The following is a 12,736-nucleotide window of genomic DNA, read 5'->3' as shown; positions in this document are numbered from 1 at the left end:
CAGGAAATTTTCATCTAGAATGGAAACCTTTATCTTTGGCTAAAATAAAACACCCATGCATTTACATTTTATAGCGATAGGAGGCAGCGCCATGCATAATCTTGCGTTGGCACTACATGAAAAAGGCGACCACATCACTGGTAGTGATGATGAAATCTTTGAGCCTTCAAAATCCAGGTTAGAAGCTAAAGGGCTGCTACCAGTGGAGTTTGGTTGGTTTCCTGAAAAAATTACTTCAGAAATTGATGCTGTTATTTTAGGAATGCATGCCAAAGCTGATAATCCAGAACTGCTTAAAGCTAAGGAATTGGGGCTTAAACTATTTTCTTATCCTGAATATTTATACGAACATTCAAAACAGAAAACACGAGTGGTTATAGGTGGTTCGCATGGGAAAACGAGCATTACGGCTATGGTTTTGCATGTGATGCATTACCACGATAAGGAAGTTGATTATATGGTAGGTGCTCAGCTGGAAGGTTTTGATACGATGGTTCACCTTACAAAAGAAAACGATTTTATTATTCTTGAAGGGGATGAATACCTGAGTTCTGCCCTGGATCGCAGACCCAAATTTCATTTGTACGAACCCAATATTGCGCTCTTAAGCGGAATTGCATGGGATCACATCAATGTTTTCCCGACGTTTGAAAATTACGTAGAGCAGTTTGAAATATTTCTGGAGACGATGACCAACGGAAGTACGCTGGTTTATAATGAGGAGGATGATATTTTAACACAGCTGGCTCAAAAGGCGACTAAACCCACCCGTAAACATGCGTATTCCACTCCAGAGCACCACATAGAAGATGGGGTAACCTATCTCGAAACACCCGAAGGCCCAATGCCTTTGGAAGTTTTTGGTAAACATAATTTAGAGAACATTGCAGGTGCCAAATGGATATGCCAGCACATGGGTGTGGATGAGGATGATTTTTACGAAGCGATTACCAGTTTTACAGGGGCGTCCAAACGTCTCGAAAAGATAGCCAAATCTGAAAAAGCTCTGGTTTTTAAAGATTACGCCCATTCACCCTCTAAAGTACTGGCGACTACCAAAGCGGTAAAAGCTCAATTTTCTTCTAAAATTGTGTTGGCTTGCCTGGAACTGCATACCTACAGCAGCCTAAATTCTGAATTTCTGAAAGAATACAAAGAAGCCCTTAACGCAGCCGATGAAGCGGTGGTATTTTATTCGCCAAAGGCACTTGAAATCAAGCAGCTGGAAGCTATTACTGAAGAGCAAATCTTCGATGCTTTTGGCAGAAAGGATTTAAAAGTATTTACAGATCCCAAAGCTTTCCAAAAGTTTTTGAAATCTAAAACCTATATGGATCATGTTTTATTACTTATGAGTTCAGGAAATTACGGAGGTTTAGACTTTAAGGACATTAAAAACTGGATTCAGTAAGGATGAATTTTATTTAATGTTTAGTATTTCAACTTAAAACCTTATAAATTATAGACCTCACAGTCCCCAAAGCCTTGGGGACTGTGAGGTCTCATCAAAATTTCATTAAAAACCTGACTGCCTGGATTTAATGAAGTAAAAACTAAACTCAATAGGAATGAATCTTCAAGCTTTATATAAAGAGATCAAAGTAGTGCCAGTTGCATCTTTAATTGTTTTACTTCTGCTGTCAAGTTGTAAAGGCACTGATGAAGTCACGATGACAGTGACGGCCACAGCTTACAACTCTGTGGAGGAACAGACCAAAAAAGGAAACCCGAATCTGACGGCCTGGGGAGATATTTTAGTGCCTGGTGAACGAGCCATTGCGGTTTCCCGAGACCTGATAGACCTTGGCCTCGGCCACAACCAGGAAGTGAAAATCAAAGGCCTCCCGGGGACGTATATCGTAAAAGATAAAATGAACAAGCGCTGGGAAAAGAAGATTGACATCTATATGGGCTTAGATGAAGAAGCGGCACTGGAGTGGGGCAAGAAAAAGGTAGAAATCAGCTTTAGTCCTAAGGAAGAGGAAAAAGACCGGGGCTCAAATTAAGTCAAGTCTTTGAGGTCTTTTTAGAGCCTTAATTTTAATCTCATTTCAAAGCTTAGCCGGCATCATACTCTAAGCTGTCCAAAAAATAGTCAAGGCGTTGTTTTTGACTATCTTTCAGCAGAGTTTTGGCTTTATCGAAGTGTGGTTTAGATTTATCCTGACTCATTTTGAATCTGCCGTGGAAACTCTCAATCGATACTTCAAAGCCCTGAATAAAGTGTTTTAATATCTCGATTTTAGGATGGGTATACTCTAGTTTAAAGTCCTCATCTAATTTATCGGTCATGTTGACCAGACTTTTGATAAGCAGGGATTCATCGGTGTAAGACGCTTTTCCTTTTACATGCACTTTGGCATAATTAAAAGTCGGAAGTTCATCAGTTGGAAAAGCTGCAGGTGAGATGTAGGCATCACCACCATGAAAAACAAGTTCGACTTTGGAGGTGTGCAGATGTTGAAACTGTGGGTTGTCCTTGTTGAGGTGTCCCGTTAATTTATCATCATCAATAGTAAAGGGAATATGAGATGTGAAAATCTCGTTTTCAAAACTGGTGATAAGTGTAGCTAGGGGAAATAATTTAATAAAAGATTTTACGTTTGCCCAGTCTTTAACTGTAAAATGATTCGGTAAATAACTCATAGGATTTGGCTTAAGTTAACTTTTCAAAAATACAGTGTTCTAATATTTTATGGAGTTATCGGTTGTTTATTTCGGATGTCATTTGTAGAGAGGCTGATTAAATTTCAGGTATTGATTATATTTATCTAAATATTGATGATCATGACAACCTCTTCCAAGTCATTTAGCATTAAAAACTGGTCAGAAGACGACAGGCCAAGAGAAAAGCTGATACATAAAGGCAAATCCAGCCTGAGCGATGCAGAACTCCTGGCGATCCTCATCGGTTCTGGAAATCGAGAAGAAAGCGCTGTGAAATTGTGTAAACGGATACTTCATACTGCCGAAAACAGTCTGCATAAGCTGGCTAAATTCAATTTAAAGGCGCTTCAGGAATTTAAAGGAATTGGTGAAGCCAAGGCGATAAGCATAATGGCAGCTCTTGAGCTTGGGAACAGGAGGAAGGCGGAGCCTCTGCAGGAATTGAATAAAATCACCTCGAGTAAAGATGTGTTCTCTGTCATGCATCCTTTCATTGGCGACCTGGATCACGAACAATTTTGGGTGTTGATGCTCAATAACTCCAACAAAGTCATTTATAAATTTCCCTTAAGCAAAGGTGGTATAACAGCGACTATGGTAGATACGCGTCTGGTGTTTAAAAGTGCTTTGGCGCAAGGGGCAACTGCCCTGATTTTGGCACATAACCATCCGTCGGGGACCTTAAGGCCCAGCAAAGCAGACGAGGATATTACACAAAAACTAAAGAAAGCGGGAGAGCTTCTCGACATTAAGGTTCTGGATCATATCATTGTGACAGAAAAAACTTACTTTAGCTTCGCCGATGAAAGCCTGCTATAATTTATGGAACTACTGGTTTATATTCCCAAACAAACGCCGAGAATCAATTACATTTTCAGACATATTTGTGGGAGAATTTTAGGGTTTAAAGTGAAGTTTTGTTCCAAAGTAGAAGATTTTATTGCTTTTGAAGGAGTTAAGTTTTCCTATGCTAAAAAGAAGCTGGGCAACGAAGTTTTTATTCAGCAATTCGGATTGCTGGGGGAACTGGGAATCAACGATCTTAATTTCAGTATGGATATCTGGGAAGATGTCCCTTGTTTTTTTAGAGTGTCTTCAGAAAGCGATATCCCTTTTGACATTTTTTCGGCTTCGTTTTATTTGGTGACTCGTTATGAAGAATACCAGCCGCATGTCAAAAACGATGTAGATTCCTATCCTATCGAAGAGAGTCTGGCCTATCAGCATGACTTTTTAAAAACACCTGTCGTGGATGTATGGGCTTACAAACTGAAAGCCATTCTGGAAGCTAAGTTCCCCGATCTTAAATTTCCCGAGAAAAGATTCAAAAGTCATTTTTTGATTTCAGTTTCCAAAGCCTTCAAGCACAGGCATAATGGCTTAGTAAGATTTGTAGGAGCTTCGCTCAGGGATTTGATACATCTTCAGTTAAAATCCATGTTCGATAGGTTTAAAACGATGCTGAGATTGCAGCAGGACCCTTACGATATCTATGATGAACTCATCGATTTTGCCAAGGAGAATAAAATGCAGCTGGATTTTTACTTTCAGCTGAGCAATTACTCTCGATACACCAAAAGCATCAGTTATAACAAACGCATTTATCATAAGTTGATCAAATCGATGGGAGATTACGGTCATTTAGGATTGCTCCCTGGATTTGAAGCTTTGTATAGCATTGATATTTTGAAGAAAGAAAAAAAACGCTGGGAGAACATAGTGAATAGAAGTTTGACCAAAACACTTATAAAAAACTACCACCTAAATTTTCCAGATGCCTTTCTCAATTTTAATAAGTTAGAAATCGAGAAAGATTTTTCTATGGGTTATCAAAAAAATATTGGTTTTAGAGCAGGAACCTGCACCTCATTTCAGTTTTATGATTTGAATATGGAACAAGTTTCAGGACTAGTGATCCAGCCTTATGTTTTAAATTCCAATACTCTAAAAGGATTAGACCTTTATGATCAGATCGATGAATTAAAAAATTTAAAACACACTGTAAAAGCTGTTAACGGACAGATGAATTTTATATTTGAAAACTCAGATTTTTCAGAGCCTAGCCTGAAAAATGCCATTTTTGTACTCATTAAAGAAATGTTATAAATGAAAGAAATTACCGATATATTTTTCGATTTAGACCACACGCTTTGGGACTTCGATAAAAATTCTGAACTCACCTTTGAAACTATCTTCAAAAAATACAAAGTCGACTTACCCTTAAAAGAGTTTCTGGACGTGTATTTACCTGTTAATAGCAAATACTGGAAGCTGTTTAGAGATGGTAAAATAGAACAGGAAAATTTAAGGTTTCAAAGATTAAATGAGGTTTTTGGAATTCTGAAGTATAAGTCTTCAGAACAACTTATCAACGATCTTTCTCAAGCCTATATCGATCATTTACCACATCATAACCACCTTTTCCCTGATACCTTTGATGTTTTGAATTATTTGCAAAACAAGTATAAACTTCATATTATTACCAATGGGTTTTATGAGGTACAGCATAAGAAACTGGGTAATTCCAAATTAACACCTTACTTCAAAACCATCACGACTTCTGAAGATGCAGGTGTTAAAAAGCCTAATAAAATTATTTTTGAATTTGCCCTCGACCTGGCTAAAACCAAAAATACAAATAGCATCATGATAGGGGATAACCTTGAGGCAGATGTTGAAGGTGCTAAGGCTTCTGGTCTGGAAGCGATCTTTTTTGGAAACGAACCCACCTACGAAGGACTTCAAATCCAAAACCTTAACGAATTAAAAAAAATATTATAGTATGAGAGTAAGTTTAATTTTAGCGGTCCTGTTATGGATGCAGATGGGGTTTAGTCAAACTGCCAGCATAAATGCCTATGAACATGTTATCGTTCCGATGCAATTTGATTTTCAGGACGAGTCCAATCAATATCAGGTCAACATCTTAGCCCGGGTACTGCTGCAGGACGAAGGTTTTAAAGTCTATATGGATAAGGAAGAACGACCGCTGAAATTTATGGGAAATACCTGTGAAGCCTTGTTTTTGGAGGTTGAGGACACCAGTGGCATCTTACGTATAAATGTGGTTTTCAGGCTGAAGGACTGTTATGATAATGTCTTGTTTGAATCTAAGGAAGGATCTACCAAAATTAAAGACTTTCAACAGGGCTATCAGGCAGCGCTAAAAGATGCTTTTAGTTCCCTACAGGATGAAGATTATCGTTACGATAGCAGCTTAGACAAAATTCCGGGCAAATCTGTTCAAAGCTCTTTAAACTCGTCATCGCCAGAGGAGATGTATCCCGAGAAGAAAATATATAAATTTGGAGGAGAGACCTATTGGCTTGTTGAAAAAGAAAACGAAGCTTACAGCCTTTTAGCCAACGAAGGCATAGAGATTTATGCTGAACTTGAAAAAGCAGACAAAGGAACATTTATCTTCAAGTCGAAGACTATTACTGGTGCTGCTTTTTTTGGTGCCGATGGGAACTTGACTGTCGAATACAGAGATGAGGATTTAGAGGGAGTTCAAAGCATTATCTTTAGGAAAATAGAGTAATTACGGACAAACAGGCAGTAGGCTAGTAGTTGTATTTGCCAGACCATTTTTGCTTTAAGAATTGCCTCAACTGCTCCTCTCTTTTGTTTTTGCCTGGTTCATAAATAAGATTGTTTTTAATATCCTCCGGCATAAATTCGGCCTGGACAAAGTTGTTTTCATAACTATGAGCATACTTGTAATTGTCTCCATAGCCCAGGTCTTTCATCAGCTTGGTAGGCGCATTCCTTATGGAAAGCGGTACCGACAAGTCTCCGGTTTCCTTCACCAAAGCCAGAGCTTTGTTGATGGCCTGGTAAGAGGCATTGCTTTTGGCCGATGTGGCCAGGTAAATCACACACTGACTCAATATTATTCTTGCTTCAGGAAATCCAATGGTGTTCACGGCCTGGAAGGTATTGTTGGCCATGATCAAAGCTGTAGGATTTGCATTTCCTATATCTTCACTGGCTAGGATGATAAGCCTTCTCGCTATAAATTTCACGTCCTCACCGCCTTCAATCATTCTGGCCAGCCAATAGACAGCCGCATTGGGATCGCTCCCGCGAATAGATTTGATAAAGGCCGAAATGATATCGTAATGCTGTTCTCCCGTTTTGTCGTAACGCGCTGTTTTCTGCTGAATTTTCTCTTCGACCAGTTGATCTGTGATGAGGATGTGTTCTTCATCTACAGAATTGACGACCAGCTCAAACATGTTCAAAAGCTTTCTGGCATCGCCACCACTCAGGCGGAGTAGGGAAGTGGTTTCTTTGAGTTCTATCTGTTTTTTAGAAAGAAAATCGTCTTCTTTTAAAGCCCTCTGCAACAGCTGAATCAAGTCTTCTTTTGAAAATTCGTTCAGGACATAGACCTGACAACGCGATAACAACGCGGGAATGACTTCAAAACTTGGATTTTCAGTGGTCGCGCCAATTAAAGTTATCCAGCCTTTTTCGACAGCACCCAAGAGTGAGTCCTGTTGAGATTTACTGAACCGATGAATTTCATCTATAAACAGGATGGGGTTTTTCTGCTCAAACAACCCCTGATCCTGCTTGGCTTTTTGAATAACCTCCCTCACATCTTTTACACCACTGCTAATGGCAGAAAGTGTGAAAAAGCTGCGTTTGGTTTCTTTGGAAATCAAATTGGCCAGCGTCGTTTTACCAATGCCGGGAGGGCCCCATAAAATGATAGAAGGCACCAGGTCCCGTTTTATCATTTGAGATATAGTGCCGGTTTCTCCTACGAGATGGGACTGACTCAGGTAATCGGATAACTGCTTTGGACGGAGACGTTCTGCTAAAGGTGCTTTCATAAGTCAAAATTAGGAATTAATTTTTGACCTGGATGAATTGATCTCTTTTTCGTGACTCACCAGTCTGTTTTAACTAGTAACCATCAGAGTCTTAATTCACACGAACCAGCCAGAGTGTAGCTTCGGCAGACAGGGTTCCCAACGAAATAAAAGGCAAAGAAGCGCTAATTATGGAGTATTAATCAGCCTTTTTTTGCGAAAAGCTTAGCGGCCTTTGCGAGATATTTTACGCAAAACCCTGATAATAAATTAATTATATGTGATAATTGGATAATCATTAGTTACTGATTAGTTGCCTTTTTTCAATACTTTTGACCTATGAATCAAAAAGACTTTATTGTTCAGCATCACCGGCAATCTATTGTAGCTGCTATTTTATGGCCGGTTTTGATCGTCTTTTCGCTTTGGCTGGTGTACTGGGTTGAAATCAAATTCAGAGTAAATTTCACCACCTTCGGCGTTTATCCCAGAGAAGTGAAAGGCCTGTTTGGGATTATAGCTTCGCCTTTTATTCACAGCGGTATCGAGCATCTTTATAAAAACTCAATTCCCATCCTCGTACTCACTGCCAGTCTGTTTTACTTCTACAAGGATATTGCCTGGAAGACCCTTGCTTATGGTTTGGTTACTTCAGGATTTCTGACCTGGTTAATAGGCAGAACTTCCTATCATATTGGTGCCAGTGGAATGGTTTACTTCCTGGCCTCCTTTTTATTCTTTAAAGGGGTAAGGTCCAGGAATTACAGATTGATAGCCTTATCTCTAATAGTCGTTTTCCTATACGGGAGTCTGGTCTGGGGAACCATGCCCGGCGAGCCCGGTATTTCGTGGGAAGGCCATCTTTCTGGTTTTATAGCCGGACTGGTCTTTAGTTTTATTTTAAAATCATCGCACTTCAGTAGCTTGCCATCCATACATAAGCCTCAACCTCAAAGTGAAAAGGAGGATGAATTTTTAAAACAATTCGATGAACAGGGTAATTTCAGACCTTTAGAACCAGAGGTTGACAATTCAGCAAGTTATAGTCAGGATTCAACTGCAGAGGATGAAGATCAGATTACTTATAATTCCAATTCCTGAATTAATTATGACTTAGGAAGGCGTTGTCTTACAGTTTCATACAATATCACTCCACAGGCTACAGACACGTTTAGAGATTCAATTTCTCCCATCAGGGGAAGTTTGCCTCTCTGGTCTGCCATTTTAAGAATACTGGCTTGTATGCCCTCGCCTTCACCACCCATAATAAGAGCCAGAGGTTTATTCAGTTTTAAATCATAAATGGAATCTTCCGTTTTTTCGGTAGCAGCCACGAGTTCGATGCCCGACGATTTCAGATAGAAGATAGCATCCTTAAGATGATCTACTTTACAAATCGATATATTAAAGGCTGCCCCAGCTGAGGTTTTAATGGTTTCGTTGTTCACCTGAGCACTTCCGCTTTTAGGTAAAATAACGGCATCGACACCTGTACACTCTGCCGTTCGTAGTATTGCTCCCAGATTTCTGACATCGGTGATGCCATCCAAAAGCAAAAACAACGGCGTTTCTTTGGTTTCCAAAACTGCCTCTACTGTCGATTCAAATTCCTGATATCGGATTTGCGACGTATAAGCGATAACCCCCTGGTGATTAAAGTTTTCAAATTTTTTAAACTTTTGAATAGGAACATAAGAAACCTTTACCGTTTGCTGCTTGGCTAAGCCTTCCACTTCCTTGAGCTTTGGATTGTCTGAGTCTTTGAGCAGATTGATTTTTTCAATGTCCTTGTTCTGCTTCAGCGCTTCGACAACGCTATGAATTCCGAAAATGATATGTGAGTCTTCCATGGTATGTAACTTATATAAATCTTAATGATTAATAGCTCAGTAATTGTCTTATTATATAATGCCGATATTTATTTTAAGGAGCCCGAAGTTACGGGAGACAATTAAAATAACCATCGGTATAAAAAAAAGGATTGACAAAATTATGTCAATCCCTTTAGTAATCCTATGAATAAGTGTTTTATTCTTTGATGATTCTTTTCTGAATGCTTTGAGCACCATCGGTAAGGTTGAGAATATATATTCCCTTAGATAGTGTACTCGTATCAATACTCAAACCGGATGTTGAATTAAAATCTTTTTTATCGATGACTTTACGTCCTAACATATCATACACAGAAACTTGAACATCCGTGCTGAAATTGATTTCAGAAGAGGAAATGTTAAGTCTGTTTTTGACCGGGTTAGGCCATAAGACAATGGATTTAGTGTTGAATGATTGATTAGATAAAGTGACTTGTTCAAAATTTGTAACCACGAGGCTGAATTCTTGTGACCTCAATCCATCTTTAAGCGCTAATGCATTTTTATAGTCTATTGTTATTTTATATATGCCAGGAGATGCATTTTCTAAATTTATAATTTCAACATTATCTCTTATATTATTTCCTCTTATCGCATTATTGAGAGCATCACTTACATCTAGTTTCCAGGGATAAAATATCTCATTATTTGGTCCAATTACTGTTAGATCTAAATCGTTAACTAATATAGGCGTGAGATCGTTGAGTTGACCATCTTTAGCTTCTCCTGCTGGATCATTCCAAACAAGACCTATATCAATGCTTGAACTTCTTGAAATAGAAAATTCCAGGTCGTAATTATCGACCGTTTCATTTAAACTTCTCTCTATAATCAAGCTAGTTGTTTGATTTCCCAAAATTACATTAGCAGCTTTTTTTGCATTAACTAGCCCCCAGCCATTACTCATATCCGGTCCAGCCCTTCCAACGTCACTTGCAGTTGTGCATAACAGCGCCTTAGCTGTTGCAGACTTCATAAAGGTATTATTCTTTTTGAAATATAGCTCTTGTAGTAGTAACAGAGTGCCAGAAACATTTGGTGCTGACATCGAAGTGCCTTGTGCATAACCGTATTGTTCTAATACAGTTGTTGAATACAGTCTCTCGCCTACACCTAATAGATCAGGTTTTATTCTAAAATCATCTGTTGGACCCTGACTACTAAAATCACTTTTAATATTTAAACTTCCTAAGGTGGGTCTTATAATTTCACCATCTTGGTTTAATTCTATATCATCAAAATTTGCACTGCCTACAGTTAGTGTATTTTTAGATACTTTTGCACTAGATAATTTATCTCCCCGCACCGTGTTTGGTTCATCCGCCTCTTCCTTTCCGCTGTTTCCAGCAGAATGTACAGATAAAAGATACGGTGAACTATTGGCTATCAAATCCCAATTTCGAGAATCTGATGTATAAGTTCCAAAAAGTGTTGAAGGATTTTGATCCCCATCTTTGTTAACTAAAGGTATACCATAAGAGTGGTTTGATACTAGAAGTAGAGAATCTATTGCTAATGTTGCTAGTTCTAGTTTATCTTCATCTGAATCATAAACATATCCCAAAGATTTAGGAGCCATTCCTTTTACGCCAGGTTCAAATCCTCTTGCTAATATCGTTCCTGTTACATGTGTGGCGTGGAAGCCAGGATCAAACTCATTATCTATATTGGTTACTCTTATTTGACTTCCAATAAATTCACGATGGTCTTCTTTTGCCATTTGGCCAACTTCCCATATTCCTATTCTCATTCCCTCTCCTTCCAAATCTAAATTTAATTCACCATTTAGCTGTATGTAATTTGTTCTTGTACCAATGGCAGCATTTATATTGAAAAAGTTAACAAGATAAATAGGTTGCCCATCAACAATTTCATATATATTTCTATTATTAACTTCAGCGTAGTTGTTTTTTTTTTGCAAAAAGGATTGTATTCTTTCGTTACGGTCTTCAATCTCCTTATAAAGTGACATATAAAGATCATCAGACTTATTCGTTTCAGGTTTTAGTTTTTTAATAGTTTCTATATTTTGAGCATTGGAGTTAATGACAGAAAACAACAAAAATATAAATAAAAGTATTCTCATTTTTTTTAACAAATTTAATAAAAAAGTATTTGTATATCAGCTCCTTTTTATATTAAATTTTCTAATTTTAAGTTATAAGTTCAACATGTAAGTTTAAAATACCGCGGGCTAGCCCGTAGTATTTTAGGTTCAACAGTTATATTGATCTTGCATGTAAAAATACAAACAACTGACCCTAGGTCAAATATATCAAATTCAAAGTCTAGTACAAGCTGGACTGAATCAATCTGACATAGCAGAGCAATTGAAAGTTCATAGAAGCCCCATTAGCAGGGAACTAAGGAGGAATACCCCTAAAAGAGGCAGGACAGCATTCCAGTATATAGGTGAGCATGCTCAAAGTAAAACAGACTTTCGCCATTTGAAGAAAACAAAGCAGGTTCGTTTGACTCAAGATCTAAAAGCTCGCATTGCCAGTTTGATGGAACACGAAAAATGGAGTCCAGAACTCATTGCTAAACGCCTAACTAAAGAAGGAGAATATTGCGTGAGCCACGAGACAATCTATAAGTGGATATGGGTAGCAAAACACAGTAACCATAGAAACCATAAGGCTTATAAACACCTTCACAAACATTTAAGTCATAATGGACGAAGGCAGAAGAGAGGCAATATAAAGGACAATCGTGGAGCAATAACCCAACGAGTGGATATAGAGCAGCACCCAGAAGTGGTAGACCAATGATCTAGAGTAGGTGATATTGAGGTAGATCTGATGATGGGTGCTCATCATAAGTCCGCCTTATTGGTAATGACAGATAGAACAACTTTAGTAACCATGATAGAGAAAAGCTAAAAAGTAAAAATGCAGAAGAAATTAACCACAAAATGATAAAAAGACTAACCAAATTTAATAGCTCATGGATTAAAACCATCACTTTTGATAACGGTAAAGAGTTTGCCAAGCACTATGAAATAGCAGAGTTACTAAAGGTCAGAACTTATTTCACAAGACCTTACACCTCTCAAGACAAGGGAACGGTAGAAAATAGAATAGGTGTCATTAGAAGGTTTATCCTAAGAAAACCGACCTAAGGAAAATATCAGAACAAAGAATAAAAGAAGTATAAAGATTGCTAAAGTCCAGACCAATTAGAAAGTTTAATTATAATAACCCTTTTTAAGAACTATAAAACAAGTGTGTTATACTTATGGGTTGAACACAGCACATCTAAATTAAAAACTCCGGCTAAATATAATTAGAATTATACTTAACCGGAGCTAACTTAAATTAGAGCTAATAATACTTAGTGAATGTATTTTCCACTAATATCACACTTATAGAAACCTTT

Annotated in this window: 11 protein-coding genes and 1 pseudogene; 8 read left to right on the top strand and 4 right to left on the bottom strand. The window is 38.0% G+C overall.

Going from position 1 to position 12,736, the window contains the following annotated elements:
• The first annotated feature begins 55 nt into the window (after nucleotides 1-55).
• Both LB450_RS09105 and LB450_RS09100 read left to right on the top strand, forming a co-directional pair.
• Nucleotides 56-1,411 (top strand): UDP-N-acetylmuramate--L-alanine ligase, encoded by a 1,356-nt coding sequence (locus LB450_RS09105; RefSeq protein ID WP_224487602.1) that lies wholly within the window; start codon nucleotides 56-58, stop codon nucleotides 1,409-1,411.
• A gap of 157 nt (nucleotides 1,412-1,568) precedes the next feature.
• Nucleotides 1,569-2,006 (top strand): 3D domain-containing protein, encoded by a 438-nt coding sequence (locus LB450_RS09100; protein ID WP_224487601.1) that lies wholly within the window; start codon nucleotides 1,569-1,571, stop codon nucleotides 2,004-2,006.
• A gap of 52 nt (nucleotides 2,007-2,058) precedes the next feature.
• On the opposite strand, the gene LB450_RS09095 is transcribed toward LB450_RS09100, so the two are convergent.
• Nucleotides 2,059-2,646 carry an FMN-binding negative transcriptional regulator gene (locus LB450_RS09095; protein WP_224487600.1) on the bottom strand — a complete coding sequence of 196 codons (588 nt, stop codon included), beginning with the start codon at nucleotides 2,644-2,646 and terminating at the stop codon, nucleotides 2,059-2,061.
• A gap of 141 nt (nucleotides 2,647-2,787) precedes the next feature.
• Between LB450_RS09095 and radC the strand changes: the two genes are divergently transcribed.
• Genes radC through LB450_RS09075 form a run of 4 tightly spaced genes read left to right on the top strand, consistent with a single transcriptional unit; the run spans nucleotide 2,788 to nucleotide 6,208 of the window.
• Nucleotides 2,788-3,486, top strand: coding sequence for a RadC family protein (gene radC, locus LB450_RS09090; RefSeq protein ID WP_224487599.1), 699 nt, complete (start codon nucleotides 2,788-2,790; stop codon nucleotides 3,484-3,486).
• A 3-nt stretch (nucleotides 3,487-3,489) separates the two neighbouring features.
• Nucleotides 3,490-4,773: a polysaccharide deacetylase family protein gene (locus LB450_RS09085; RefSeq protein WP_224487598.1), complete on the top strand. Its 1,284-nt coding sequence runs from the start codon at nucleotides 3,490-3,492 to the stop codon at nucleotides 4,771-4,773.
• Entirely contained in the window at nucleotides 4,774-5,448 is a 675-nt protein-coding gene (locus LB450_RS09080) for a YjjG family noncanonical pyrimidine nucleotidase (protein WP_224487597.1), read from the top strand.
• Between the two features lies 1 nt (nucleotide 5,449).
• The gene (locus LB450_RS09075; RefSeq protein WP_224487596.1) at nucleotides 5,450-6,208 is read left to right on the top strand and encodes a hypothetical protein; all 759 of its coding nucleotides are present in this window, start codon (nucleotides 5,450-5,452) and stop codon (nucleotides 6,206-6,208) included.
• A 22-nt stretch (nucleotides 6,209-6,230) separates the two neighbouring features.
• Here LB450_RS09075 and LB450_RS09070 read toward each other — a convergent pair whose 3' ends face one another.
• On the bottom strand, nucleotides 6,231-7,508 hold the full coding sequence (locus LB450_RS09070; protein WP_224487595.1) for a replication-associated recombination protein A: 1,278 nt from the start codon (nucleotides 7,506-7,508) through the stop codon (nucleotides 6,231-6,233).
• A 318-nt stretch (nucleotides 7,509-7,826) separates the two neighbouring features.
• Here LB450_RS09070 and LB450_RS09065 point away from each other — a divergent pair, with 318 nt between their 5' ends.
• On the top strand, nucleotides 7,827-8,588 hold the full coding sequence (locus tag LB450_RS09065) for a rhomboid family intramembrane serine protease (RefSeq protein WP_224487594.1): 762 nt from the start codon (nucleotides 7,827-7,829) through the stop codon (nucleotides 8,586-8,588).
• A 5-nt stretch (nucleotides 8,589-8,593) separates the two neighbouring features.
• On the opposite strand, the gene rlmB is transcribed toward LB450_RS09065, so the two are convergent.
• Both rlmB and LB450_RS09055 read right to left on the bottom strand, forming a co-directional pair.
• On the bottom strand, nucleotides 8,594-9,337 hold the full coding sequence (gene rlmB, locus LB450_RS09060; protein ID WP_224487593.1) for a 23S rRNA (guanosine(2251)-2'-O)-methyltransferase RlmB: 744 nt from the start codon (nucleotides 9,335-9,337) through the stop codon (nucleotides 8,594-8,596).
• A gap of 178 nt (nucleotides 9,338-9,515) precedes the next feature.
• Nucleotides 9,516-11,444, bottom strand: a complete 1,929-nt coding sequence (locus LB450_RS09055; RefSeq protein ID WP_224487592.1) for a S8 family serine peptidase — start codon at nucleotides 11,442-11,444, stop codon at nucleotides 9,516-9,518.
• A gap of 169 nt (nucleotides 11,445-11,613) precedes the next feature.
• Here LB450_RS09055 and LB450_RS13970 point away from each other — a divergent pair.
• A pseudogene (locus tag LB450_RS13970) lies at nucleotides 11,614-12,511 on the top strand (IS30 family transposase); the annotation flags it as partial.
• Between the last annotated feature and the right edge of the window lie 225 nt (nucleotides 12,512-12,736).

Source organism: Psychroflexus curvus, from assembly GCF_020164585.1.
Classification (GTDB): domain Bacteria; phylum Bacteroidota; class Bacteroidia; order Flavobacteriales; family Flavobacteriaceae; genus Psychroflexus; species Psychroflexus curvus.
The sequence above is the reverse complement of the archived record's forward strand: the minus strand, read 5'-3'. Positions and strand labels throughout refer to the sequence as shown.

Coding starts and splice junctions, on each gene's coding strand:
- LB450_RS09070 (WP_224487595.1), bottom strand. CDS start 7,508: ATGAAAGCACCTTTAGCAGAACGTCTCCGTCCAAAGCAGTTATCCGAT.
- LB450_RS09065 (WP_224487594.1), top strand. CDS start 7,827: ATGAATCAAAAAGACTTTATTGTTCAGCATCACCGGCAATCTATTGTA.
- LB450_RS09075 (WP_224487596.1), top strand. CDS start 5,450: ATGAGAGTAAGTTTAATTTTAGCGGTCCTGTTATGGATGCAGATGGGG.
- rlmB (WP_224487593.1), bottom strand. CDS start 9,337: ATGGAAGACTCACATATCATTTTCGGAATTCATAGCGTTGTCGAAGCG.
- LB450_RS09085 (WP_224487598.1), top strand. CDS start 3,490: ATGGAACTACTGGTTTATATTCCCAAACAAACGCCGAGAATCAATTAC.
- LB450_RS09055 (WP_224487592.1), bottom strand. CDS start 11,444: ATGAGAATACTTTTATTTATATTTTTGTTGTTTTCTGTCATTAACTCC.
- radC (WP_224487599.1), top strand. CDS start 2,788: ATGACAACCTCTTCCAAGTCATTTAGCATTAAAAACTGGTCAGAAGAC.
- LB450_RS09105 (WP_224487602.1), top strand. CDS start 56: ATGCATTTACATTTTATAGCGATAGGAGGCAGCGCCATGCATAATCTT.
- LB450_RS09095 (WP_224487600.1), bottom strand. CDS start 2,646: ATGAGTTATTTACCGAATCATTTTACAGTTAAAGACTGGGCAAACGTA.
- LB450_RS09080 (WP_224487597.1), top strand. CDS start 4,774: ATGAAAGAAATTACCGATATATTTTTCGATTTAGACCACACGCTTTGG.
- LB450_RS09100 (WP_224487601.1), top strand. CDS start 1,569: ATGAATCTTCAAGCTTTATATAAAGAGATCAAAGTAGTGCCAGTTGCA.